This is a genomic window from Streptomyces sp. NPDC097619 (genome assembly GCF_040302735.1).
Taxonomy (GTDB): Bacteria; Actinomycetota; Actinomycetes; order Streptomycetales; family Streptomycetaceae; genus Streptomyces.
Genome location: NZ_JBEOSD010000001.1, coordinates 1 through 26217 on the forward strand (window position 1 = coordinate 1; position 26217 = coordinate 26217).

Genomic DNA, 26217 nt, shown 5'->3' on the forward strand with positions numbered 1-26217 from the left:
CGGATGGGACGGAGCGGGCCCGGATCCGGTTCCCCCGGGGTCCCCCCGTCACCCTCAGGGGTCACCGGGGCCCCGTCAGGGGGGTCAGTCCCCGCCGCCACCGCCGCAGGAGGACGAGCCTCCGCCACAACCGAAGCCACCGCCTCCGCCGCTGCCCCCGTCTCCGCCGAGGAACCAAGAGGCACCGCTCTTCCGCTTCTTCGTGCCGCCGAGGACACCGGCGGCGCCACTGGAGACGCCGGAGAGCACCGCGAGCACGATCACGACGGCCACGAGCAGGACTACGGACATGGGGTTCCCCCTGGAGGTACGGTCGGTCCCGCGGACGGTCGTTCCGCGGGGGTCGGGGCCCGGTCGAGCGCCCGTGGGAGCACGATGCCCGCCGGACCCGGGGTCCGGAACCCGATTTGAGCGAGTCCAGAGCTTGGTCTCCCGGGGCCGGCGGTCCTCCACCCGCCCGCAGGTCAGGGGCCGGTGGGGCGCCCCGCGACCAGGTGCAGCCGGTCGCCGCGGAACTCCTCCCGGAGCACGCGGTCGTGGGTGACGAGGACGACGGCGCCGGAGTAGTGGCGCAGTGCCTCCTGGAACTCGTCGGTGAGGGCCGGGGAGAGGTGGTTCGTCGGCTCGTCGAGGACGAGGAGTCCGGCGGGTCGGGCGACCAGGCGGGCGAGTTCGGCGCGACGGCGCTGCCCGGCCGAGAGCCCGGCGGCGGGCGCCGTCAGGTCCGCGGCACGGAACAGGCCGGTGGCGAGGAGCGCTTCGGCGTGTTCCTCGCGGGTGCCGGGGCGACCCTCGGCGTACAGGGTGAGCAGGGTCGCGCCGGGAGTGTCGGGCAGCGGCGGCGGTTCCTGCGGGAGGTAGCCGACGGGGGTGCGCAGCCGTACCTGCCCGGAGTCGGGGCGGGCGACGCCCGCGAGCAACCTCAGCAGAGTGGTCTTCCCGGCACCATTGGGCCCGGAGACGAGCAACCGGCCACCGGGCGGCAGGCGGAGCTCGGGGACCCGCAGCCGGTCCCCGACCACGGCCCCCAGCACCTCGACCACGGGGGGCGTGGCCGCCGCGGGCGGTGTGGAGGGTGTGGGGGGTGCGGGCGTGCCGGGGCCCGAGGGGGCGGGGGCGTCGGAGGGGGCGGAGGCACCCGGGGCGGATCCGCCGCGGACCGTGCCGAAGGCGGCGGTGAAGCGGAGGGGTTCCGGGGGCGGGGGCACGGGGTGGGCGCGGAGTTCGTCGAGACGGGCACGGGCGGCCCGGACCCGGCCGGAGAGCTTGGCCTCGGAGGAACGACGGTGCTTGCCGAAGCCCTGGCCGGGGTCCTTGCCGGTGCCGGCGAGCCGGGTTCCGGCCCGCTCCACGAGGGCTTCGGCGCGGGCGGTCTCCTCCTGCCACTCGCGGTGTTCCTGGGCGAGGCGACGGCGCTCGGCAGCGCGGGCGGTGCGGTAGCCCTCCCAGCCGTCCCCGTAGCGGCGCACGGTCCGGGAGTCGGCGTCCACTTCGAGGACGGTACGGGCGTAGTCCCGGAGGAAGGCACGGTCGTGGGTGACCAGGACGACGGTGCCGCGGTGGGCGGCGAGGCGGCGGCCCAGCCAGGTGACGGCGTCGGCGTCGAGGTGGTTCGTGGGTTCGTCGAGGAGGAGGAGTTCCGCGCCGGCGGACAGGGCCCCGGCGAGGGCGAGGCGGGAACGTTCGCCGCCGGAGAGGGTGCCGAGGGGACGCTCGCGGCCGATGCCCGCGATGCCGAGGCCGTCGAGGGCCGCGTCCACCTGGGCGTCGGCTTCGTAGCCGCCGCGGGCGGCGAAGGTCTCCAGGAGTTCGCCGTAGTGGGCGAGGGCGGCCTCGTCGGCGGTGGCGAGGCGCTCTTCCGCCGCGCGGAGGGCGCGTTCCAGGGAGCGGAGCACGGCCAGGTCGGCGTCGATGGCGTCCTGGACGGTGGCAGTGGGGGGCAGGGGTGACACCTGTGCGAGGTGCGCGGTGCCGCCGGGGGCGTGCCGGATGACCTCGCCCTCGTCGGGGAGGTCGAGGCCGGCGAGGATCCGGACCAGGGTGGACTTCCCGGACCCGTTCTCCCCGACGAAGGCCACGTCTTCGCCGGGACGGACGGTGAAGGACACCCGCTCCAGGACGCGGCGCGCCCCGAAGTCCTTGGACAGGCCCCGGACGGAGAGCTGGAACCGGCCCCCGGAGCGGGAGGGATCCGTCGCGGAGGTGGGAGCGGCCGGGGACGGACCCGGGGCGGGGGCGGGGGTAGGTGTGGGTGATTCCGTCGCGGCGGACGTGGAGTGCGTGTGGTGGGCGCGTGCGCGCATGATCGTCTTCCCTGACATGGGGCGGCCGGCCCCCGTGCGGGACGGGGAGCGCGTGGGACCGCGAAGGGCTCGGGGGGCATGTCGTGGGGAACGCGGACCAGTCGGTCGGCGCGCGCGGGCGCCAGGGTGAGGGCACACCCGGTGCGTGCGCGCGCGGTGACGTTGCAGGGTCACACAGCACACTGCACCGTGACACCCCACAGCAGACGAGGCCGCGAGGCGACACCACGGTGCCGTCGGCCGAGGACTGTCCGGGGCGCGAGGCCGCCGCTCAGGAGGCGATCACCTTGCACGGTGACATGTGACCCCACAACGCGCGGCGTGACATGGCACCCCACCGCCGCCCACGGGCCTCACCCGCGGACGCGCAGAACCGTCCGGTCCGTTCCCGGTCCCGGCTCTCAGAGAAAGAAGTAATGCCTGCACATACCCCCACCCTAACCGGACCCCCACCCCCACTCACCCGGTTTTCCCGCTCACCCCACCCGCCCCCTTCCGGTCCCGCTCAGTCCCACCACAGCAACCACACGGTGGAGCGAAAGGGAAGGGGGTGAGCGGGACCTTACGCCGGGCCTGCCGGCGTCGCCGCGCCGTGGTCCGGCGGCGGCCCCGTGCTCGCGCGCCCCGGTGCCCGGGAGTGGGGCCGCCGGCGGTTGTCAGCCGCCCGGGGTGAGGGCCGGCCGGCGGAGGCGGACTTCGGCGCCGGTCTGTTTGAAGGATTCCGCGGAGACCGGGACGAGGACGGCGTCGCGGTGGAAGTCCCGGAGGGTGGTGGAGCCGCAACTGATCATCGTGGAGGTGATCTTGGCGCGGGTCCGGGCCACCGCCTCGGGCAGGCCGCCCGCGTAGGGGACGTAGCCGTCGACGCCCTCCTCGAAGACCATCCGGCCGCGCTGGCCGTACCGGGCCGCGTTCTGGGCGCGGCGCGAGCCCTCGCCCCAGTACTCCTTGTACCAGCGGCCGTCGAGCTCCACCTTCGGGTTGGGGCTCTCGTCGAGTCGGGCGAAGTAGCGGCCGAGCATGATGAAGTCCGCGCCCATGGCCAGGGCCATCGTCATGTGCGCGTCGTCGAGGAGGCCGCCGTCGCAGCACAGGGGGACGTAGGTGCCGGTCTCCTGCGCGTACGCGTCTCGCGCGCGGACCACGTCGATCAGCGCGGAGGCCTGGCCGCGGCCGATGCCCTTCTGGGCGCGGGTGGTGCAGATGGCGCCGCCGCCGATGCCGACCTTGACGAATGCGGCGCCCGCGTCGGCCAGGTAGCGGAAGGCCCGGCCGTCGACGACGTTGCCGGCTCCGACGGGGAGGGCCTCCCCGTAGGTCTCCCGGGCGTGGGCGAGGGTCCGGGCCTGGTGGACGGAGTAGCCGTCGGAGGAGTCCAGGCAGAGGAGGTCCGCTCCTGCCTCCGCCAGGGCGGGCACGCGGTCCGCGAAGTCACGGGAGTTGATGCCGGCGCCGACCCGCAGTCGCCCCGCGGGGTCGAGCGAGGCGTGGGGCGAGGTGGCGGCTTCGGCGCCGTGGCGCTTGACGGCCCGTACGTCGGCGGCCTGGTCCTCGACCCGCTGGTTCTGGTGGACGAAGGACAGTCCGCCGGCTCGGGCCAGGGCCACCGCCAGGGTCGGGGAGGACACCGCCTGCATGATGGCGCTCACCAGGGGGAGGGCGATCCGGAGGGCCGGTTCCTCGCCGTTCCGGTGTCGTACCAGGGGCGCCCCCAGGTCCACGCGGTCCGGGGTGCAGTCCTCGGTGGTCAGGCCGGGGAGGAGGAGGTATTCGCTGAGGGTGCGGGAAATCTCGGGCAGGATCTTCAACATCGTCTCCAGCGGGGAGCCCCGGGGCCGGTCGGCGGTGGACCGGCGGGGCTCGTTCGGGCGGTGCGGACCGGTGCCCGGCCGGGGGCGCGCTGGGGGAAGGGGCGCTCCGACGGTCCGTCGGAGCGGGCGGACCCGGCGGAGCGGTGCTCACGCGCGCGGGCGGACCGGTGGGGGCCTCGCAGCCCCGGATCCTTCGCACGGTGCTGCACAGGCACTGACTTCCATTGCGCCATGAGTGATCTTATCGCACCGGCTCCGCCCGACCCGTCCGCCCGAGCGTCCGTCCGGCGGTTGGCGGGCCTGCGACCGGGCGGGTTCGCGGCCCGCCAACCCCTGTCCCACCGACCGGACTTGACGGTTCCGGACGGCGGGGAGCGCGAGGACGACGGGGACCGCGCCGACCGCCGAGCCGGCCGGGACGGGGTGTGGGGCCCGGGGCCGCCGTCAGCCCTGGTGGACCGGCTTGCCGGCCACGTAGGTGGCGACGACCTTGATGTCGCCGATGCGGGAGGGGTCCACGCGGGTGGGGTCGTCGCCGAGGACGGCCAGGTCGGCGTGCTTGCCGGCGGTGAGGGTGCCGGCGGTGCCGTCCCAGTGGCAGGCGCGGGAGCCGGCCACGGTGTAGGCGTGCAGGGCCTGCTGGACGGAGATCGCCTCCTCGGGCCCGATCAGGGTGCCGGACTCGGAGGCGCGCTCGACCATGAACTGGACGGCGCGCAGCGGGGAGCCTTCGGTGACGGGGCGGTCGGAGCTGCCGACGAGGGGCACGCCGTGGTCGAGGAAGGCGCGGCCGCGGTACAGCCAGGGGGCGCGGTCGGGGCCCATGATGGCCGCGTAGTCGTCGCCGAAGTAGCGGAGGAAACTGGGCTGGACGACGGCGGTGACGCCGAGCTCCGCGAACCGCGGGAGCTGGTCGGGGCGGATCAGGCCGGCGTGTTCGATCCGGTGGCGGGCCTCGGGGCGGGGCCGGAGGCGCTGGGCCCGTTCGATGGCGTCGAGGGCGACGTCGGCGGCGCGGTCCCCGATGGCGTGGACGGCGAGCTGCCAGCCCGCGAGGTGGCCGTCGACGATGGTCCGGGTGAGGGTCTCGGGGTCGTCCTGGAGCTGTCCGGCGTGGTCGAGGCCCTCGTAGGGGGTGGTGAGGGCGGCCGTGCGGGCCATCATGCCGCCGTCGGTGAACACCTTGAGGGCGCCGATGGAGAGCCGGTCGTCGCCGAAGCCGGTGCGCAGGCCGAGGTCGAGGGCGCGCGGGATGCCGTCGTCGGCGTGGGCGGCGACGGGGCCGAGGCGGTCGGCGGAGACCATGAGTTGGACGCGCAGGGGCAGCAGGCCCTGTTCGCGGGCGAGTTGGTAGGCGCCGAGTTCGACGGGGGTGTGGCCGAAGAGGATGCCGCCGATGCCGGCTTCGGCGCAGCCGGTGACGCCCTCGGAGACGCAGGTGCGGGCGGCGCGGCCAATGGCTTCGGCGAGTTCCCGTTGGGAGTAGGGCAGGCGGAGGGCGCGGGCGGCGCCCATGGCGCCCTCGGCGAGGAAGCCGTTCTCGTGGGGGAGGTCCGCGGGGAGGAGGTCGAGGACGGCGGTGTTGACGGCGCAGCCGTGTCCGGACTCGTGGAGGAGGTAGAGGAGGCGGCCGCGGCTGACGGTGTCGAGTTCGGCGGCGGTGAGGTGCCGGCCGAGCGCCCGCTGGTCGTAGCCGGCGATGCTGACCCAGCTGCCGGGGCCCGCCCCGTCCTTCTCGGCGCGGGTGACGGCGTCCGCGACGCGGGCCAGGGCCTCGGTGGGGCTCGTGCTGCCGGCGATGCTGGGGGTCAGCTGTTTGAAGCCGGTCCAGGCGAGGTGGACGTGGGCGTCGATGAAGCCGGGGAGCACGGTGGCGCCCTGGAGGTCGACGGTCTCGCGGGCCGGGAGCCCCGCCACCTCCTCGTCGACTCCGACGATCCGGCCCTGCCAGATGCCCAGTTCGCGGGCGACGGGCCGGGCGGGGTCCATGGTGAGGAAGCGGGCGTTCGTCAGCCGGGTGCAGAGCATCGTGGCGGCGTCCTGGAGGTCGGGCGGCGGCACCCGGGCCCGTACGCCGCCGGGGCGCGGGCGGCCGGGTGTCCGCGGCGGGTCGTCGGAAGGGGCGGGGCGGGTGCGGCCGGGGCCGATCGGCGGGGCCGGTACGGCGACCGGACTCAGCCCTCCGCGGCCGGGGTGAGGGAGCGGGGACGCAGGTCGGTCCAGTGGGTCTCCACGTACTCCAGACAGGCGGCCCGGTCGGCCTCGCCGAAGACGGTGGTCCAGCCTCCGGGCACCTCGGCGAAGGCGGGCCACAGGGAGTGCTGGCCCTCTTCGTTGACGAGGACCAGGAAACGGCCTTCGGTGTCGTCGAAGGGGTTGGTGTTGCTCACGTGCGGTGCCTCCTCGCGGCCGGTGGTCGGCCTGCTCCGTGCCGGGGCGGGTTCCGGGGGAATCCGCGGTGCCGATCGAGTCCATTAGGTTAGGCTCGCCTAACCATGTCGAGCTTAACCCCTTCCCCGCGCACCCCACAAGGAGACCTCCATGCCCCTGCCGACCGAGCGGGAGGACCGCCCATGACCACTCCCCGGCCCGAGCAAGTCGCCGACGCCACGGCCCCGTTCGCCCGCTACGGCCTACCCGCCGGACCGGGCGCCGAACCGGGCGGCGCGGCCTTCTGGGCCGCCGTCGGCGGGCCCGTGTCCGTCCGGGACGGGGCGGGCTGGAGCACCCTCTTCCTGTGGCGGGGGTCCTCCGCGGACCGTCCGGTGATCGAGTTCGAGAGCTGGTCGGAGCCGGTGCCGCTCGGGCACCTGGCGGGTACGGACTGCTGGTACGCGGAAGTGCCGATGCCCGCCCGACTGCGGGTCACCTACCGCTTCCTGACCGCCGGCGAGGACGGGCCCACCGACGGATCCGGGCCGACGGACGGGTACGGCGGCCGCGAGGGCCACGCCGACCCCCTCAACCCGGCCGGCGCGGGCGGGGACCGCTCCCTCCTGGCCACCCCGGACGCTCCCCCGCAGCCGTACTGGCCCCTGCTCGGCCCCGAGGACGTGCTGCCGGTACCGCGGACCCGGATCCGCTGGACCTCCGTCGCGCTCGGCGGCCGGCGGACCGTCCGGGTACAGGCGGTGGGCGGCGGCGGGCCCCTGGTCCTCCTCCTCGACGGGGACGACTGGCTGTACCTCCACCCGGCCGTCACCGCCTTCGAAGCGGCCGTGGCCGACGGGGCGCTGGAGCCGGTCACCCTGGTGTTCCTGCCCTCCGGGGACCGGGAGGGCGAGTTCGGCTGCCGACCGGCGCTGTGGGAGGCCGTCCGCACCGAACTGCTGCCGCTGATCGCCGAATCGGGGGTGCCCTGCGATCCGGAGCGGCTGGTGGTGGCCGGGCAGAGCCTGGGCGGGCTCAGCGCCCTGTACGCGGCGCTGGAGTTCCCGGACCTGGTGTCCCGGGTGGCCTGCCAGTCGGGTTCCTTCTGGTGGGCGCCGGGGGCCACGAGCCGGCCGGACCCGCTGGGCGGCCCGGTGGGCGGGGCGCTCGCCGAACGACTGCGGGCGGGGGCGGACCTGTCGGGGCTGCGCATCGCCTTCGACGTGGGCGAGCACGAGCCGCGGATGCTGCCGCACTGCGAGCTGACCGAGACGCTGACGGAGCGGGCCGGGGCGGCCGTACGGGTCTCGCGCTCGCCCTCCGGGCACGACCGGGCGGGCTGGCGGCACGCCCTGCTGCGGGACGTGGCCTGGGCGCTGGGCTGAGCCCGCCCCCGCGCCGGGGCGAGACGGCGGCGCGGGTACGAGGGGCGTGCGGGGCACGGAACGGCCGTGGGGCCGTCGGGCGGGGACACCCGACGGCCCCACGGCCGTGTTCGCGATCCGCGGGCGCCCCCGCTCCCCTACCGCGCCACCGCCCGCGTGTACTCCGGGTCGGCGGCGAGGAGGTTGCGGTGGGTGTCCTCGGCGGTGACGATGCCCTCGTCCACCACGAGCACCCGGTCCGCGGCGTCGAGAAGGGCGGGGCTGCTGGTGATCACCAGGGTGGTGCGGCCCCGGCGCAGTTCGGCCACCTGGCGGGCGATGAGCTGCTCGGTGACGGCGTCCACCGCGGTGGTCGGATCGTGCAGGACCAGGATCTCGCTGTCGGCGGCGAGGGCGCGGGCCAGGGAGAGGCGCTGCCGCTGGCCGCCGGAGAGGTTGGCGCCGCGGTCGCGGACCCCGTAGTCCAGTCCCTCCCGGTGCAGGGCCACCACGTCCGTGAGCATGGAGGCGGCCACGGCTTCTTCCACGGCGGTGCCGGTGCCGGCCGGGTCGATGTTGCTGCGGAGGGTGCCGGCGAAGATCTCGGCCTGGGAGGGGTTGACGAGGAGGTGTGCGCGGACGGCCTCCACGGACAGCTCGGCGATGGGTTGCCCGCCGACCCGGACCACGCCCTCGTACTCCTGGGGCGGGACCTGGACGGCGAGGACGGCGGCGAGGTCGGCGGCGGCGCGCGGCCGGTACGCGGCCAGGGCCACGAACTCGCCCGGCGCGACGTGGAACTTGAGTCCGCGCAGGGTGCCGTGGTGGACCCCGTCCACCTCCAGTCCGCCGGTGCCGGGCCGCCCGGTGCCCGGCTCCGCGACCGGCGGGGCGGCGGTGACCAGGGCCATCCGCTCGGCGGAGGCGCGGGCCATCATCACGTACTTGGGCATCTCCGAGAACAGCCGCAGCGGTTCCATGATGAACTGCGCGAGGCCGACGGCCATGACGAGTTCGCCGATGGTGATGCGGCCCTCGAAGGCCAGCCAGCCCGCGGTGAGGGTGACGGCCGCGGCGAGGACGGCGTTGAGGGCGAGGGCGGTGCCCGCGTAGGCGCCGTTGGCGGCGGCGACGGTGACGGCCTGCTGCCGGGCCTCGCCGCTGACCCTGCGGTAGGAGCCGAAGGCGGCGTGGTTGCCGCCGAAGCCGTGCAGGGGGCGCAGTCCGCTGATGAGGTCGGCGACCTTGGCTCCGGCGCGGGCCACGCGGGCCTGCTGCTCCTTGGTGCGGGAGCCGATGGTCTTCGACATGACGCTGAGCACCGACAGGATCGCGACGGTGCCGACGATGACGAGCAGGCCGAGCCGCAGGTCCGCCAGGCCCAGCGCGACGGCGGCGACGACGACCGCCACCAGGGAGCTGATCAGCAGCGGCACCACCTCGATGATGTCGGCGGTCTGGTCGGCGTCCTCGGTGGCGATGGTGAGGACCTCGCCGGATTTGAGGTCCATGTCGCGGGCGACGGGCTGGAGCCCGTGGTCGGCGACCCGGACCCGCCAGCGGTGCGCCTCGGTGGTGTTGGCCTTCTGGAGGACGCGCATGCCGAACCGCCACGACAGGGACACCGTCGTGATGATCACGGCCAGGGCGGCCACGGACAGGGCCAGGGCGCCGGGGCTGCGGTCCTGCATGGTGTGCTCGACGATCATGCCGAGGGCGATCGGGAAGGCGGTCTCCCCGGCCTGGTAGAGGCCCATGAGGAGGGTGCCCGCGGCCATGGCGCCGAGGTTGCGGCGCAGGGCCGTGCGCAGGATCGCGGGGCCGGAGCTCGCGTCGTCGGGGCGTTCGCCGCCGGGCTCCCGGCCGTCGCCGGTCTGGGAGCCGGGGGCGGCTGGGGTGCCGGGGGCGGTCCGGTCGTCGGGGGCGGCCGTACCGGACGGCCGGGTGTCAGGACTGGTCATCGAGGTGCCGGGCAATCGCTTCGGGGGTGCGGAGGGTGAACAGGTCGCGGATGGTGAGGACAGGACCGTACTCGCGGCGGATCAGACCCACCAGTCGTACGGCGAGCATGGAGTGGCCGCCCAGGGCCACGAAGTCGCCCGTGGCGCTGACCTCGTCCTCGTCGAGGTCGAGGGCTTCGGCGAAGCAGTCGCGGACCACGAGCTCGGTCTCGGTCTCCGGGGCGCGTTCCCCGGCGGTGGTGAGGGCGCCGAGGGGGCGGGCCTCGGGCAGGGCCTTGGTGTCGGCCTTGCCGTTGACGGTCAGGGGGATGGCGTCGACCCGCGCGTAGTGGCTGGGGCGCAGGAAGTCCGGGAGGGCGGCGCCGACCTCGGCGGCGACCTCGGCGAGGTCGCCGTCTTCGAGGACGAGGTAGGCGGCCAGTCGGTGGGCTCCGTCGACCTGCGGGTCCGGTTGGGCGACGGCGGCGACGAAGCGGACGGCGGGGTGCGCGGCGAACGCGGCCTCGACCTCGCCGAGTTCGACCCGGTGGCCGCGGATCTTGACCTGCTGGTCGGTGCGGCCGAGGTAGACGAGGTTGCCGTCGGGTCGGCGGAGGACCAGGTCGCCGGTGCGGTACATGCGGCTGCCGGGCTCGCCGAAGGGGCAGGCCACGAAGCGGTCGGCGGTCTGGGCGGACTGTCCGAGGTAGCCGCGGGCGATGCCGATGCCGGTGACGTACAGCTCGCCGGGGACCCCGTCGGGCAGGGGGCGCAGCCAGGGGTCGAGGACGTGGACGTCGGTGTTGTCGATGGCGACGCCGACGACGGGGTCGGGGCATTCGAAGGTGCCGACGCCGAGGGTGTTGATGGTGTACTCGGTGGGGCCGTACAGGTTGTAGCCGACGGTGCCCTCGGTGTCGGCGAGGCGCTGCCACAGGCTGGGGGTGACGGCCTCGCCGCCGAGGAGGACGAGCGGGGGCCGGTGGTCGGGGTCGTCGAGGAGGCCCTCGGCGAGGAGTTGCTGGGCGTAGGTGGGCGTCACGTTGATCACGTCGACGCGGTGGTCGAGGCAGTAGCGGACGAGGCGCGGGGCGTCGCGGCGGAGTTCCTCGTCGCAGACGTGGACCTCGTGGCCGTCGGCGAGCCAGAGGAGTTCTTCCCAGGACATGTCGAAGGCGAAGGACACCGTGTGCGCGATGCGGAAGGTGCGGTGGCCGTGTTCGGCGAGGACGGGTTCGAAGATCCGGCGCTGGTGGTTGATCAGCATGTTGGTGAGGCCCGCGTACTCGGTGACCACGCCCTTGGGGCGGCCGGTGGAGCCGGAGGTGTAGATGACGTAGGCGGGGTGGCGGAGCCGGTCGGGGTCCTCGGGGGTGAAGGTGGTGAGGGGCGGGGCCTCGGGGAGCGGCCGGTCCAGGAGGATCAGGTCGCCGGTGAGGCGGGGGGCTACGGCGCTGGTGGTGAGGACGGCCTCGGGGCGGGCGTCCGCGGTGATGGCGGCGATCCGCTCGTCGGGGTGGTCCAGCTCCAGGGGGACGTACGCGGCGCCGGTGCGCAGGACGGCGAAGAGGGCGGTGATGGAGTCGAGGGAGCGGGGGACGGCGATGCCGACGGTGGAGCCGGGTCCGGTGCCGCGGGCGGCGAGGACTCCGGCGAGGGCGCGGCTGCGGTCGCGGAGTTCGGCGAAGGTCATGGTGGCGCCGTCGGCCACGAGGGCGGTGCGGTCGGGGTGGCGGTCGGCGGCCAGGTCGAAGCGGTCGACGACGGTGTCGGTGCCGATGGGGGTGACGGGGCCGGGTTCGGGGCGTCCGGCGAGGCCGGGGAGGGCGCCGAGGGGGCCGGTGGCGCGGGCGAGGTGCCCGAGGGTGGCTAGGTAGTCGTCGAGGAGGCGGCGGGCGGACGGGGTGTCGTGGTCGCGGTGCTCCAGTTTGACGGTGAGGCGTTCGCCGGGGGTGACGACCCAGGTGAAGGGGTAGTGCGTGGAGTCCTCGGCGCGGACGGAGGTGATGCCGTGGCGGGCGTTCATCGCGGCGAAGGCGTCGAGGTCGAGGAAGTTCTGGAGGACGAAGAGGTTGTCGAAGAGGGCGTCGTGGCCGCCGGCCCGCTGGATCTCGCCGAGGCCGAGGTGTTCGTGGTCCATGGCGGCGGTCCGGGCGTCCTGGACGGCCGTGAGGTAGTCCGCGGGGCTCTGGTCGGCGCGGGCGCGGGTCCACTGGGGGACGGTGTTGAGGAGCACGCCGACCATGTCGGCGAGGCCGTCGCCCTCACGGCCTGAGACGGTGACGCCGAAGACGGCGTCGGTGCGGCCGGTGCGGGCGGCGAGGAGCAGGCCGAAGGCGCCGGTGAGCAGGGTGTTGAGGGTGACGCCGTGGGTGCGGGCGGCCGTGCGCAGCAGCTCGGACTCCTCGGCGGTGAGGGTGTGCAGCAGGGTGCCGGGCAGGCCCTCGGGGAAGACGGGGGCGGGTCCGGCGAGGAGGGTGGGGCCGGTGAGTCCGCCGAGGTGGTCCTTCCAGAACTCCTGGGCGGGGCGGGGGTCGCGGGCGGCGAGGGCGCGGGCGTGGTCCTCGAAGCGGGGCAGGGCCGGGGCGGCCGGGGTGAGTTCGCCGGCGAGGGCGGCCCGGTAGGCCTCGAAGAGGTCGCGCAGGACGGTCTCGCGGGACCAGCCGTCCCACAGCAGCAGGTGGTAGCTGAGGAGGAGCCCGTCGCCGCCCTCGGGGAGGCGGACCACGGTGAGGCGGATCAGCGGGGGTGCGGCCGGGTCGAAGCCGGTGTCGCGGTCCCGGGCGAGGAACTCCTCGACCTCGGCCGTGGTGTCGGGGGTGAGGACGCGGACCTCGGGGCGGCGGTCGCCGGCGAGGAGCTGGACCGGGTTGCCCTCGGGGTCGGTGCCGAAGCCGGCGCCGACGACGGGGTGCCGGTCGATGACCCAGGCCATGGCCTCGGCGAGGGCGTCGGGGTCGAGGCGCCGGTCGAAGGTGAACCAGCTCTGCGCGACGTAGTGCCCGGCCGGTCCGGTGAGCTGGGCCTGGAAGTACAGGCCGCGCTGGAGCGGGGTGACGGGGGCGCTGCGTTCGGTGGTGGCGGCGGCCGAGGCGAGTTCTTCGAGGGCGTCGGTCCAGTGGTCGGTGAGGGCGTCGGGGATGCCGTCGGCGAGGGTGAACTCGGCGTGCAGGGCGCCGGTGGCGGCGTCCGTCCAGGCGTTGACCTCGACGGCGTAGGGGCTGAGCGGGCCGTCGGCGGCGGGGGCGATCCGCGGGACCTCCGATTCGTCCCCGCGGCCCAGGTAGTTGAAGAGGACCTGCGGGTGCGGGGCGGCGGCCAGCAGCGGGGCGGTCTGCGGGTGCAGGTGCCGAAGCTGTCCGTAGGCCACGTGCGCGGCCTCGTCCGGGCGGCGCTCGGTGACCTCGCGGGCGGCGGCCACGGGGTCGGTGTGCGGGCCGAGGCGGACGGGGGCGATGGCGGTGAACCAGCCGGTGGTGCGGCTGTAGTCGTGGTGGGGCAGGGCGGGGAAGCGGCCGTGCCGTTCGAGGTCGACGGCGAGGTCGGCGGGGGTGGGGCGGATCCGGGTGAGGGCGGTGCGCAGGGCGCCGCACAGCAGCTCGGTGATGCCGGTGCCGAGGGTGTCGGGGGCGGTGCGGGTGAGGAGGTCGGCGGTGGCGGGGGCGAGGACGGTGGTGCGGATCCGCAGTGCGGTGGTCTCCCAGGGGCCGGCGGCGGCCGCGGCGCCGGTGGGCGCGGTGTCGGGGGCCGGGTGCGGTGCGGGGAGCAGCGGGGGTGCCTGGAGGGTGTGGAGCCAGTGGTCGAGGCCGTCGGTGAGGTGTGTGGCGCCGAGGGTGAGGGCTTCGGCGTACTCGGCGTAGGGGGTGGTCTGCGGGGCGGGGGTGCCGCCGCCGAGGGTGGTGTCGAGGTCGTCGAGGAGGATCAGCCAGGAGACGGCGTCCACGGCGAGGTGGTGGGCGGTGACCACGAGGGTGCGGGCGTCCGCGAGCAGGCTGAAGGCGATGACGCGTCCGGTGGCGGGGTCGAGCCGGTCGGTGGCTTCCTCGGCGGCCCGTGAGGGGTCGGTGGTGTCCGGGTGGAGCAGGGTGCTCGCGGGCTCCGTCTCGGCCTCGGGAAGGGTGGCGAGGCTCCACACGCCGTGGGCGGTGTCCAGGCGGAGCCGGAGCGCGGGGTGGCGGGCGACCAGGGCGGCCGCGGCGCGGGCCACGGCCTCGGGGGTGGTGCCCTCGGGCAGGGTGAGGGCGCGGGCCTGGGCGAAGCGGGCGAGGGAGCCGCCGAGGGCGCGTTGGCGCAGCACGATCGGGGTGGCGGGCAGGGGGCCGTCGGCGCGTTCGGGGGTCTTCGCGGGGGTGTCCGTCGGGCGGGGTGCGCGGTCCGCGAGGTGGGCGGCGAGGGCGCGGGGGGTGCGCAGGAGGAACACGTCGCGGGGGGCGACGGGCAGGCCGAGGGCGCGGGCCCGGTTGACGAGGGTGATGGCGAGGATGCTGTCGCCGCCGGCGCGGAAGAAGTCGGTGTCGGCGTCGACGGTGAGGTCCGTACCGGTGCCGGCGCCGGTCAGGGTGTCGGCGAAGACCCCGGTGAGGGCGGTCAGGGCCGCCGCCGCGGAGGCGCCGCCGGCGGCGGACGCGGGGCCGGTGCCGGATTCGTGCTCCGTGCGGGCGGCCTCGTCGGCCAGGGCCCGGCGGTCCAGTTTGCCGTTGACGGTCAGCGGCAGGGCGGCGACGGTCAGGGTGCGGGCGGGCACCATGTGGGCGGGGAGCGTGGCGGCCAGGCGGGCGGCCAGGTCGGCGGGGGCCTCCCCCACCAGGTGGGCCACCAGGTGGTCGGCGGTGGCGGCGACCGTGACGGCCGCGTCGGTGATGCCGTCGATCGCGCGCAGCGCGGTCTCGACCTCGCCGGGTTCGATCCGGAAGCCCTTCAGCTGCACCTGGTCGTCGGCGCGGCCCACGAACTCCAGGCCGCCGTCGAGGGTGCGGCGGGCCAGGTCTCCGGTGTGGTACATCCGGGAGCCGTCGGCGGCGAAGGGGTCGGCGACGAACCGGGAGGCGGTCAGCGCGGTCCGGCCCAGGTAGCCGAGGGACAGCTGGTCCCCGGAGACGTACACGGAGCCGGTGACGCCGGGCGGGACGGGGCGCAGGTTCCCGTCGAGGACGTGGGTGCGCAGGCCGGGGATGGGTCCGCCGATGGGGCTGGCGCCCTCGCGGGCCAGGTCCTCGTCGGTGAGGACGCGGTGGGTGACGTGCACGGTGGTCTCGGTGATGCCGTACATGTTGACGAGTTCGGGCCGGTCGGTGCCGTGTCGGCGGGCCCAGTCGCGGAGCCGGACGGGGTCGAGGGCCTCGCCGCCGAAGACGACGCGGCGCAGCGCGGCGGCGGGGGCGGGGGCGATCCGGTCGGCCTCGGCGAACTGGTGGAAGGCGGAGGGGGTCTGGTTGAGGACGGTGACGCCGCGTTCGCGGACCAGGCGGTGGAAGTCCACCGGGGAACGGGTCAGGGCGTACTCGGGGAGGAGGAGTTCCGCGCCGTGGACGAGGGCGCCCCACAGTTCCCAGACGGCGAAGTCGAAGGCGTAGGAGTGGAACTGGACCCAGACGTCCCGGGGGCCGAAGTCCATGGCGGGGCGGGTGCGGTCGAGGAGGGCGACCACGGCGGAGTGCGGGACGACGACGCCCTTGGGGCGACCGGTGGAGCCGGAGGTGTAGATGACGTAGGCGGGGTCGCGCCAGTCCGCGGCGGCCGGGGCGGCCGGGGTCGGGGTGTCGTCGGCTGCGGGTCGGTGGTGGCGGGCGGCTTCGCGCTCGCCTTCGGGTCCGCCCTCGTGCCCGCCTTCGGGTTCGCCTTGGACGAGGACGCGGGCGGTGCTGCCGACGCGGTCCAGGAGGGCGGTGAAGCGGTCGCGCTGTCCGGGGTCGACGAGGACGGCCTGCGGGGCGGAGTCGGCGAGGACGTACGCCAGGCGGTCGTCGGGGTGGGCCGGGTCCAGGGGCACGTAGGCGCCGCCGGCGGTGACGATCGCGAGGAGGGCGGTGACCTGCTCCAGGGAGGGCGGTACGGCCACGGCGACGCGGGTGCCGGGACCGACGCCGGCGGCGCGGAGCACGCCGGCGAGTCCGTTCTTGGCGGTGGCGAGGGCGCCGTAGGTGAGGGAGCGGGTGGTGCCGTCGAGGGCGCACTGGGTGAGGGCCGTGGCGGCCGGGTCGCGGTCGGCGGCGGCGTCGAACAGGCCGTGCAGGGTGGCGGGTTCGAGGGGCCAGGGCCGGGAGTCGCGGGCGGTCAGTTCCTCGGCGGGGGTCTCGGGCCGGGTGAGGAGGCCGGTGAGGGCGCGGTCGAAGGTCTCCAGGAGGGTGCGGGCGCCGGCGTGGCCGAGGAGGGCGGTGTCGTGGATGAGGTTGAAGCGGGGGTGGCCCTCGGCGGTGCGTTCCACGACGAGGGTGAGGGGGTAGTGCGGGGCGCCCTCGTTGGTGATGCGGGTGATGCGCAGGGTGTCGCCGGGGGTGCGGAGTTCGGCGGGGTCGGTGGCGAGGTCGAAGACGACGAGGGTGTCGAAGAGGGGGCCGGTGCCGGCGTGGCGGGCGGTGCGGGCCAGGGAGACGTGCTGGTGGGGCAGGACGGCGCCCTGGTGGGCGCGGACGGCGGCGAGGAGTTCGGCGCCGGTGGTGCCGGGGGCCCAACGGACGCGGACGGGAACGGTGTTGATGAAGAGTCCGACCATGTCGGCGATGCCGGGGAGGTCGGCGTCGCGGCCGGAGACGGTGGAGCCGAAGACGAGGTCGCGGCCGGGCAGGAGGCCGGCGAGGGTGAGGGCCCAGGCGGTGTGGACGGCGGCGGAGAGGGGCACGCCGGCGGCGCGGGCGGCGGTCTCGGTGCCGGGGTCGGCGTCCACTGCGGTGTCGGCGAACCGGCCGGAGGGGGTGTGTCCGGGGGCGACGAGGGAGGGGCCGGGGAGTCCGGCGAGTTCGGCGGCCCAGACCCGGTCGCTCTCGGCGGCGTCGCGGGCGGCGAGCCAGCGGACGTACTCGGTGTAGCCGGTGGTGGGGCGGGAGCTGCCGGGGGCGTGGTACTCGGCGAGGAGGGCCTTCAGCATGGGGGGTACGGACCAGCCGTCGGCGATGATGTGGTGGACGGTCTGCACGAGGACGCTGCGCTGGGGGCCGGTGCGGACCAGGGTGTACCGCATGAGGGGGCCGGTGGCGAGGTCGAAGCCGAGGCGCCGGTCGGACTCGGCGAGTTCGCGGAGGGCTTCCTCGGTGAGGCCGGGTCGGTCGAGGACGGTGAAGGGGGCCTGGAGTCCACCGTCGAGGACGGAGACCACGCGGCCGTCGCCGAGGGCGGTGAACCGGGCGGCGAGGTTGGGGTGGCGGACCAGCAGGCGGCCGGCGGCGGCGCGCAGGCGCTCGGGGTCGGCCTCGCCTTCGAGGGTGAGGAGCTGCTGTTCCACGTAGGTGGCGGCGGAGTCCTCGTCGTAGACGGAGTGGAAGTACAGGCCCTCCTGGAGCGGGGTGAGGGGCAGGACCTCGCGGAGGGCGGGGGTGTCGAGGGCGTCCACGTCGGCCTGGCTGAGGGGCACGAGCGGGAAGTCGCTGGGGGTGTGGCCGCCGGTGTCGAGGGCGGCGAGGGCGGTGAGGGCGGCCCGGTAGTGGTCGGTGAGGGTGCTGATGTCGTCGTCGGTGAAGACGCCGTCGGGCCAGGAGACGGTGGTGACGAGCTCGTAGGCGCCGTCGGCGGAGGGTTCGGCGATGGCGTTGAACTCCAGGGCGCGCGGCAGGCGCATCCGGGGGTCGCGGCGTTCGCCGAGTTGGTCGGTGCTGCCGCTGAGTTCCCAGTCGCCCGCGGCTCCGGCGTCGAAGCGGCCGAGGTAGTTGAAGAGGATCTGGGGGGCGGGTCGGGGGTCGACGGCGCCGTGGAGGTGGTGGAGCACCCCGTGGGAGAGGCCGTTGCGGGGGGTGCGGGCCAGGTCCTCCTTGACGGCCTTGAGGGCGGCGGTCAGGCGGGCGGGGGCGTCGGGGCCGTCGGCGTCGGCGGTGCCGGGGTCGACGGTGACGGGGAAGAGGGTGGTGAACCAGCCGACGGTGCGGGCGAGGTCGGGCTCGAAGCCGGCGCCGGCGGCGAGGTGGCGGGCCTCACGGCCGTGGCCCTCCAGTTCGACGTGGGCGAAGGTCTGGTCCTGGCCGAGGTCGCGGCGGAGCCGGGCGAGGGCGACGGCGAGGGCGGTGAGGAGGACGTCGTTGGCGCCGGCGTGGAAGCGGGCGGGAACGGTGCCGAGGAGGGCGGCGGTGGCGTCGGCGTCGAGGGTGACGGTGGCGGTGCGTTCCCGGGCGACGGTGTCCTCAGGGGTGAGGGCGCGGCGGCCCAGGAGGGCGTCGGGGCCGGGCAGGGGCTGCCGGAGGGCGGGCAGGTCGGCGGTGAAGTCGGCCTGTTCGAGGAGTTGGGTCCAGCGGCGGAAGGAGGTGCCCGCGGCGGGCAGGCGGATCTCCTCCCCGGCGGTGAGCTGCTGCCAGGCGGTGGCGAGGTCCTCGCGGAGGATCCGCCAGGAGACTCCGTCCACGGTGACGTGGTGGGCGACGAGGACGAGTTGGCGGTGGGCGGGGCGCCAGACGGCGCGCAGCATGTGGCCGCGGTCGGGGTCGAGGGCGGCGGTGGCGCGGGCCGTGCACACGTCGAGGGGGTCGTCGCTGCGTTCCCAGCCGGCGGCCGCGCCGGCCTGGTCGGCGGCGGGGATCTCGAAGCCCCAGGCGTCGCCGCGGAGCAGGCGGGCGCGGAGGACGGGGTGGTGGGCGGTGAGGGCGTCGAGGAGGGTGGTGAGGGTGTCCTCGGTGAGGGTGTCGGGGGTGTTGAGGACGACGGACTGGACGAAGCCGTCGACGGCGTCGGTGGTCTCGCCGAGCCAGCGCAGCACGGGCGAGCCGGTGACGGTGCCGGTGGGGGTGTCGGCGTGGTCGGTGCCGGCGGGGTCCTCGGTGCCCGCGACGGCGGCGAGGTCGCCGAGGACGGTGTGGGTGAAGACCTGGCGGGCGGTGACGTGCAGGCCGGCCGAGCGGAGGCCGCTGAGCAGGGAGATGGCGAGGATGCTGTCGCCGCCGAGCTGGAAGAAGTCCTGGTCGGGGCCGGTGTCCTCCAGGCCGAGGACGCCGGCGGCGGCGGCGCAGACGAGGCGTTCGGCCTCGGTGGCGGGGGCGCGGTGGGCGCCGGGCAGCGGCGGCGGTTCGGGGAGGGCGCCGCGGTCGGTCTTGCCGTTGGCGTTGAGGGGGAAGGCGTCGGTGACGACGATGCGGGCGGGCACCATGTACTCGACGAGGTGGTCGGCGGCCCAGGCGCGGACCTGTTCCTCCGTCAGGTGCTCGTGGCCGGCGGCGGGGATGACGTAGCCGTGGAGCTGGGTGGTGCCGGCGGGGTTCTTGCGGGCGACGACGCAGGTGTGGCGGATGCCGGGGTGTTCGGCGAGTCCGGCCTCGACGTCTTCGAGTTCCAGGCGCATGCCGCGGACCTTGACCTGGTTGTCCACGCGGCCGAGGAAGTCGAGGGAGCCGTCGGGGGCGTAGCGGGCGAGGTCTCCGGTGCGGTAGAGGCGGGAGCCGTCCGCGGCGAAGGGGTCGGCGACGAACCGGGAGGCGGTGAGGCCGGGGGCGCCGGCGTAGCCGCGGCCGAGGAGGAAGCCGCCGACGTACAGTTCCCCGCCGACGCCGGTGGGGACGGGGCGGAGTTCCTCGTCGAGTACGTACAGCCGGGTGTTGGGGTTGGCCTTGCCTATGGAGGTGGAGAGGCGTTCGGCGGTGTCGCGGTAGACGACGTGGGAGACGCCGATGGTGGTCTCGGCGGGGCCGTAGCCGTGGTAGAGCGGGATGCCGAGGCGGGTGCGGAACCGTTCGAACAGCTCGGGGGTGAGGACCTCGCCGCCACACCAGACGTGGCGGAGGCTGTCGAGGCGGTCGGAGTCGGCGTTGATCTCCAGGAGGACGTCGAGCATCGAGGAGACCAGGTAGGTGAAGGTGACGCGCTGGTCGGCGATGACGGAGAGGAGGTGGTGGGGGTCGCGTTCGCCGCCGGGGCGCAGGACGACGAGGCGACCGCCGCAGACCAGCGGCAGGAAGATCTCGTTGATGGAGATGTCGAAGGACAGGGGGGCCTTGAAGAGGGAGGCGTCGTCGGTGCCGAAGCCGAGGATCTCGGCGGACTGCCAGAGCAGGCGTTCGCTGATGGCCTCGTGGCGGATCATGGCGCCCTTGGGGCGGCCGGTGGTGCCGGAGGTGAAGATGACGTAGGCGAGGGCGGCGCCGGGGACGGTGACGTCGGGGGCGTGGCCGGGTCGGTCGGTGTGGGCCCAGGCGGCGAGGTCGACGGGGACGGCGTCGGGTTCGCCGGTGCGGGGGCCGCCGGTGGCGTCGAGTTGGAGGGCGACGCGGGCGTCCTCGATGACGACGGCGCGGCGGGCGGCGGGCCAGGCCGGGTCGAGGGGGACGAAGGCGGCGCCGGCCTGGAGGACGCCGAGGAGCCCGATGACGAGGTCGGCGGAGCGTTCCAGGGAGATCCCGACGACCTGTTCGGCGGTGATGCCGCGGTCGAGGAGGGTGTGGGCGAGCTGGGCGGAGAGTTCGGCGGCCTGGGCGTAGGTGAGGGTGCGGTGTTCGTCGGTGATCGCGATGGCGTCGGGGCGCTTGCGGGCCTGTTCGCGGAAGAGTTCGACGAGGGTGGGGCGGATGCGGTCGGCGTCGGTGTCGTTCCACGCGGCGAGCTGGGCGAGGCGTTCGGCGGCGCCGGTGGGGGCGATGGTGCCGAGGGTGCGGTCGGGGAAGTCGGCGAGGTCGTCGAGGGCGGCCTGGGCCTCTTCGGTGGTGACCCCGGCGGGGACGGTGATGCCGAGGCCGTCGGGGGTGAGTTCCCAGCCGTCGGTGGTGCCTTCGGGGCGGGTGCGGCCGAGGAGTTCGGTGAACCGGGTGGTGTCGGTGAGTTCCATGCCGGCGGGGCTGCGGCCGTGGGCCCAGTAGGCGAGCGCGAGGGCGCAGGCTTCGGTGAGGGCCCGGTCGGAGTGGCCTCCGGTGCGTCGGTGCGCGGCGGCCAGCCGGGGGGCGGACAGCCGCACGGGACGAGCGGTCGGATCCGTCATGGAGTACTCAACGCCCTTTCGGTTTCACGGTGTCGGGGTACCCGGTGTCCGGGTGGGTGGGGTCAGCTGCCCTCGCGCCAGGCCCGCCAGAGTCGGGCGTAGCGGCCGCCGAGGGCGACGAGTTCCTCGTGGGTGCCCTGTTCGACCACGCGGCCGGCGTCGAGGACGGCGATCCGGTCGGCGGCCATGGCCTGGGTGAGGCGGTGGGCGACGAAGAGGGTGGTGCGTCCGGCGCAGGCGGCGAGGACGGCCCGTTCGAGTTCGGCGGCGCCTTCGCTGCCCGCTTCGGCGGTGGATTCGTCGAGGACGACGACGGGGGCGCGGCCGAGGACGAGTCGGGCGAGGGCGATCTGGGCTTCCTTGGTGACGTCGAGGCGGTCGCCGCCTTCGCCGACGGGGGTGTCGATGCCTTCGGGGAGGGCTTCGGCCCAGCCGTCGGCGCCGACGGTGGCCAGGGCGACGCGCAGTGCGGTGTCGTCGGCGTGCGGGGCGGCGAGGCGGAGGTCCTCGGACAGCGGCCCGGAGAAGACGTGGGTCTCCTGGGTGAGGATGCTGACGAGGGCGCGGGCGCCGGCTTCGTCGAGGTCGGCGAGGTCGGTGCCGCCGATGCGGACGGTGCCGGACTGGGGGCGGCCGGTGCCGGCGACGAGGGCGGCGAGGGTGGACTTGCCGGCGCCGGTGGCGCCGACGAGGGCGAGGGAGCCGCCCGCGGGGATGGTGAGGTCCACGTCCTCGAGGACGGGTTCCTCGCCTCCGGGGTAGGTGAAGGTGAGTCCGCGGACGATGACCCCGAGGGGTTCGGGTGCGGGGGCGGCGGCCGTCTCCCGCTGGTCCTGTCGGGCGTCGGGGGTGCCGACGAGGCGTTCCTCGGAGGGCTCCTGGAGGACGCCGACGAGGCGGGTGAGGCTGGCGCCGGACTTCTGGGCCTCGTCGAAGGTGAACATGATGGAGCCGAGCGGGGTGAAGAGGCGGTGGAAGAGGAGCGGGGCGGCGGAGACCTCGCCGAGGGTGGCCGAGCCGGTCTCCAGGAGGGCGTAGCCGACGAGGAGGATGAGGACGAGGCCGATGAACTCGGCGCGGTTCTCGCGGCCGACGAAGCGGCCGAAGAGCCGGAAGACCTCGATGCCGAGCTCGCGGACCCGCCAGGACTCGGTGGAGACCTTTTCCCGGACGGCGCCTTCGAGGCGGTAGGCGCGGACGGTGCCGATGCCGTTGAGGCCGCTGATGAGGGCCTGGGCGCGGTCGGCCTGGGCGGCGCGCTGCTTGCGGTAGAGGGGGGCGGAGCGGGGCAGGTACCAGCGCAGGGCGAGGGCGTAGGCGGGCAGGGCGCCCGCGCCGGCGAGGCCGAGGCGCCAGTCCAGTCCGAACATGCCGAGGGTGGCGATGACGACGAGGACGCCGGCGGAGAAGACGGTGGGGACGGCGCTGCGGATGCCCTTGGAGAGGACGGCGACGTCGTCGCCGACGCGGGAGAGGACGTCGCCGCGGCCGACCTGTTCCACGCGGGCGCTGGGCATGCCGAGGACGGCGCGGACGGCGCCCTCGCGGAGCCGGGCCAGCAGGTCGGCGCCGAGGCGGCCGATCAGGTAGGTGGAGGCGGCGGTGGCGGCGGCGCCGAGGAGGGCGGCGGCGACCATCAGGGCCCCGGTGGTGACGAGGACGGAGCGGGGGCCGCCGTCGACGACGGCGTCGACGATGCGGCCGAGGAGGAGGACCGGGAGGACCTGGAGGGCGGCCCCCGCCACCGTGGTGAACACGGTGGCGGAGGTCAGCCAGGGGGTTTCCCGGCAGTGTGCGGTGACCCAGCGGGCGGCCTCGCGTCCGGTGGTGGTGCGGAGGACGTCGGGGGCGGGGTCGGTGGCGGTGCCGGTCACTGTTACCGGACCGACTTCACGAGTTCGTCGATGGCGTAGGGCAGGGAGAGCAGGGTGCCCTGGGACATGGCGGCGCCGACCGCAGGGCCCTCGCTGTCGAGGAGGTAGGAGACCTTGCCCTTCTTGACGGCGTCGAGGTTGGTGAAGAGCTCGGACTTCTTGATGGCCTCGATGTCGGCCTTGTCGTTGATGACGAAGAGGCGGTCGACGTCGAGGAGGTCCATGCGCTCGGGGGAGAGCGTAGTGTAGAACTTGCCGCCGGCGATCTTGTCGATCTCGGTCTGGCCCTTGAAGCCGATGCCGGTCACGAGGCGGCCGCGGACGTCGGTGGTGGTGAAGGGCGCGGCGGCGTTCTTGTACCAGGACAGGGCGACGGCGGTCTGGTTCGCGAACTCGGGGTGCGCGGCCTTCGCGGCGTCGAGCTTGTCCTGGATGCCCTGGACGAGGGCGGTGCCCTCCTTCTCCTTGCCGAGGGCCTTGGCGATGTGGACGGCGTTGTCCTGCCAGGGGGCGCTGAAGGGCTCCTTCTCGGCCTTGGTGCGGCCGACCGTCGGCGCGATCTTGGAGAGCTTGTCGTAGGCGGCCTGGTCGATCTCGGAGTAGACGGCGACGATCAGGTCGGGGCGCAGGGCGGCGATCTTCTCGTAGTTGGGGCCGGAGTCGCCGTTGCTCATGACGACCTCGGGCTTGGCGTCGCCCCACTTGTCCTTGACCCAGGGCCACTGGGTGTTGATGTCGGGGCTGGTGCCGGGCGGGTTGGGGTACTGGTCGACCATGCCGACGGGCTTGGTGCCGAGGGCGAGGACGGCCTGATCGTCGGTGTAGCCGACGGAGACCACCCGCTGGGGTGCCTTGTCGACCTTCGTGGAGCCGAAGAAGTGGTCCACGGTGACGGGGAACGCGCCGCTGGTGGCGGGCGGGGTGCCGGTGTCCTTCTTGTCCTCGGCCTTGTCGGCCGCGTCGTCGCCGCATCCGGTCAGCAGGGCGCCGGCCAGTGCCACGGCGGCGACCAGGGCCGTCCTGCGCGCGGGGCCCGTACGTACCGTTCGTCGGAGAAGCATCCGCAATCCCTTTGCATTCGCGCCAGCCAGTGCATTTCGCTCATGTGGGGTGTTCTGGCACAACAGCCCCGTGAGCAGCCAAACCATATCGCCGCCAACTAAGGTTAGCCTAGCCTAAGTTAAAGCGTATCTTTCTTGGTCACGCAGTTCTTCAGGGCGTCCCCCGACGGCCCGCCCCCGGGCGGACACCCCCGCCCGCCTCGGGGCCGGCTCAGTCCGCGGCGACCGCGGGGTCCTCGGGCTCCGGAGACGCCGTCACCGGCGCCGGCACCGCGTACCCGGCCCGTACGTGTGCCCGGCCCACCGGCACGATCATCGGCCGGTCCCCGACCGGATCCTCGATCACCACCGCCCGCAGTCCGAAGGCCTCCTCCAGCACCTCCGCCGTGATCACCTCGCGCGGGTGGCCCTGCGTCAGGATCGCACCGTCCCGCATCACGACGAGGTGGTCGCTGTAGCGGATGGCCAGGTTGAGGTCGTGCAGCACCATCACCACCGTCCGGCCCGCCTCGTGCAGGTCGTCCACCAGATCCAGGACGTCCAGGGCGTGCGCCAGGTCCAGGTAGGTGGTCGGCTCGTCCAACAGGAGCAGCCCGGTGCCCTGCGCCAGGGTCATCGAGATCCACACCCGCTGCCGCTGCCCGCCCGACAACGAATCCACCGGCCGGTCCGCCAGGTCCTCGACCCCCGTCATCGCCAACGCCCGCCGCACCACGTCGGCGTCGTCGGAGGACCACTGCCGCAACCAGCTCTGGTGCGGATGGCGGCCCCGGGTGACCAGGTCCGCGACGGTCAGCCCCTCCGGGGCCACCGGGGTCTGCGGCAGCAGCCCCAGCTTGCGGGCCACGTCCCGGGTCCGCAGCCGCGCGATGTCCTCGCCGTCCAGCACCACCGCGCCCCGGCTCGGCTTCAGCAGCCGCGACAGGGTCCGCAGCAAGGTGGACTTCCCGCAGCCGTTCGGCCCGATGATGGTCGTCACCACCCCCGACGGAACCGACACGTCCAGCCCGTCGATGACGGTCCGTCCGCCGTACCCGACCGTGATGCCCCGGGCCGCCAGCCGGCTCGCGCCCGCGTCCCCGCCCGCCCCGCCGCCCGCTTCCGGTCCGGCCGCGGGCACGGCGGCGCCCGCCGCCGACCCGGCCGCCGCCCGGCCGCCCGAACCGGAACCGGCCCCGGCAGTGTCCTGTACGGTCACGAACCCCCCTGATGTGGTGCGTACTTCTGGTGCGCGTGCGAGAAATCCGAGGAACCCGAGGAACCGGAGCCACCCGAGGAGCCGGAGGAACCTGAGCAATGCGAGAAGCCTGCGAAGACGGTGCCGATCACCGGAGGTTGGCGCGAACCAGCAGGTAGACGAGGAAGGGACCGCCGATCGCGGCGGTGACCACCCCCACCGGCAGGGCCACCGGCAGCGCCGTACGGGCCACCAGGTCCGCCCCGATCAACAACAGCGCCCCGGTCACCCCGGAGGCCGCGATCGGCGGGACGGGGCAGCGCACCAGCCGCATCGCCACCTGCGGGGCCACCAGCGCCACGAAGGGCACCGGCCCGGCCGCGCTCACCGCCACCCCGGCCAGCAGCACCGCGCACAGCAGCATCACGGCCCGCACGGCCGTGTACCGCACGCCCAACCCCGCGGCCACGTCGTCGCCCAGGTGCAGCGGCCGGAACTGGAAGGCGGCGCAGGCCACGACGGCCGTGAGGATCAGCGTGCCCCACAGCGCCACCTCCACCTCCTCCCAGGAACGGCCGTCGAGGGAACCGATCAGCCAGGCCTGGGCACGGGCCACGTCCCGGATGTCGGCCTGGACCAGCATCCACGTGGTGAGGGCCTCCATGACGGCGCTCACCGAGATCCCGATGAGGATCAGCCGCAGCCCGTCCACCCCGCGCCGCCAGGCCAGGAAGTACACCAGCAGCCCGGTGCCGAGGCCGCCCGCGAGGGCCGCCCCGGAGAGCCCGACGGCGTCGGTGACGGCGGTGGCGGTGGCGCCCGTGGCCGTCACCAGGAACACCGCGACCGCCATGGCGCCGCCGGTGATGCCGAGGATGTCCGGGCTGGCCAGCGGGTTGCGGGCGACGGACTGGGTGAGGGCCCCGGACACCCCGAGGGCGAATCCGACCACCAGTCCCGCCAGGGCCCGCGGCATCCGCAGGTCCTGGATCACGAACTCGTCCACGGCCTCGCCCCGGCCGAAGACCGTGGCGACCACCCGCGGCAGCCCGATGGGGAAGTCCCCCACCCCGATGGACAGGCAGAACAGCAGGAACACCACGGCCGCCAACAGCGCCGTGACGGCGACCGGCCACGGCCGCCACACGAAGGACAGTCCGCCCGCCCGCAGCCCCGGCGGCACCGTCGCCGCCCGCGCCACGTCCGCCCGCGGCTG

The 26217-nt window shown here is 74.8% G+C and carries 12 protein-coding genes; 1 reads left to right on the plus strand and 11 read right to left on the minus strand.

Annotation, left to right across the window (positions count from 1 at the left end; genetic code table 11):
• Nucleotides 1–84: 84 nt before the first annotated feature.
• From ABTZ17_RS00005 to ABTZ17_RS00025, 5 genes are all read right to left on the minus strand, one after another.
• Entirely contained in the window at nucleotides 85–291 is a 207-nt protein-coding gene (locus tag ABTZ17_RS00005) for a hypothetical protein (RefSeq protein ID WP_352193188.1), read from the minus strand.
• Nucleotides 292–464: 173 nt separating this feature from the next.
• Nucleotides 465–2303, minus strand: coding sequence for an ABC-F family ATP-binding cassette domain-containing protein (locus tag ABTZ17_RS00010; RefSeq protein ID WP_352193189.1), 1839 nt, complete (start codon nucleotides 2301–2303; stop codon nucleotides 465–467).
• Between the two features lie 656 nt (nucleotides 2304–2959).
• Entirely contained in the window at nucleotides 2960–4114 is a 1155-nt protein-coding gene (locus tag ABTZ17_RS00015; RefSeq protein ID WP_352193190.1) for an IMP dehydrogenase, read from the minus strand.
• Nucleotides 4115–4558: 444 nt separating this feature from the next.
• A complete protein-coding gene (locus ABTZ17_RS00020) occupies nucleotides 4559–6142 on the minus strand; it encodes an amidohydrolase (RefSeq protein WP_352193299.1) in 1584 nt (527 codons plus the stop codon).
• Nucleotides 6143–6288: 146 nt separating this feature from the next.
• Nucleotides 6289–6504: an MbtH family protein gene (locus ABTZ17_RS00025; RefSeq protein ID WP_352193191.1), complete on the minus strand. Its 216-nt coding sequence runs from the start codon at nucleotides 6502–6504 to the stop codon at nucleotides 6289–6291.
• A gap of 183 nt (nucleotides 6505–6687) precedes the next feature.
• On the opposite strand from ABTZ17_RS00025, the gene ABTZ17_RS00030 reads away from it, so the two are divergent.
• Nucleotides 6688–7869 (plus strand): alpha/beta hydrolase-fold protein, encoded by a 1182-nt coding sequence (locus ABTZ17_RS00030; RefSeq protein WP_352193192.1) that lies wholly within the window; start codon nucleotides 6688–6690, stop codon nucleotides 7867–7869.
• Between the two features lie 137 nt (nucleotides 7870–8006).
• Here ABTZ17_RS00030 and ABTZ17_RS00035 read toward each other — a convergent pair whose 3' ends face one another.
• The 6 genes from ABTZ17_RS00035 to ABTZ17_RS00060 form a co-directional block, all read right to left on the minus strand.
• A complete protein-coding gene (locus tag ABTZ17_RS00035) occupies nucleotides 8007–9626 on the minus strand; it encodes an ABC transporter ATP-binding protein (RefSeq protein ID WP_352193300.1) in 1620 nt (539 codons plus the stop codon).
• 169 nt (nucleotides 9627–9795) lie between these two features.
• Entirely contained in the window at nucleotides 9796–20889 is an 11094-nt protein-coding gene (locus tag ABTZ17_RS00040) for a non-ribosomal peptide synthetase (RefSeq protein ID WP_352193193.1), read from the minus strand.
• A gap of 62 nt (nucleotides 20890–20951) precedes the next feature.
• Nucleotides 20952–22763 carry an ABC transporter ATP-binding protein gene (locus ABTZ17_RS00045; protein WP_352193194.1) on the minus strand — a complete coding sequence of 604 codons (1812 nt, stop codon included), beginning with the start codon at nucleotides 22761–22763 and terminating at the stop codon, nucleotides 20952–20954.
• A 2-nt stretch (nucleotides 22764–22765) separates the two neighbouring features.
• Complete coding sequence (locus tag ABTZ17_RS00050; RefSeq protein WP_352193195.1) at nucleotides 22766–23824, minus strand: iron-siderophore ABC transporter substrate-binding protein; 1059 nt, start codon at nucleotides 23822–23824, stop codon at nucleotides 22766–22768.
• Nucleotides 23825–24035: 211 nt separating this feature from the next.
• On the minus strand, nucleotides 24036–24944 hold the full coding sequence (locus ABTZ17_RS00055) for an ABC transporter ATP-binding protein (protein WP_352193301.1): 909 nt from the start codon (nucleotides 24942–24944) through the stop codon (nucleotides 24036–24038).
• A 205-nt stretch (nucleotides 24945–25149) separates the two neighbouring features.
• Complete coding sequence (locus ABTZ17_RS00060) at nucleotides 25150–26202, minus strand: FecCD family ABC transporter permease (RefSeq protein WP_352193302.1); 1053 nt, start codon at nucleotides 26200–26202, stop codon at nucleotides 25150–25152.
• Nucleotides 26203–26217: the final 15 nt, after the last annotated feature.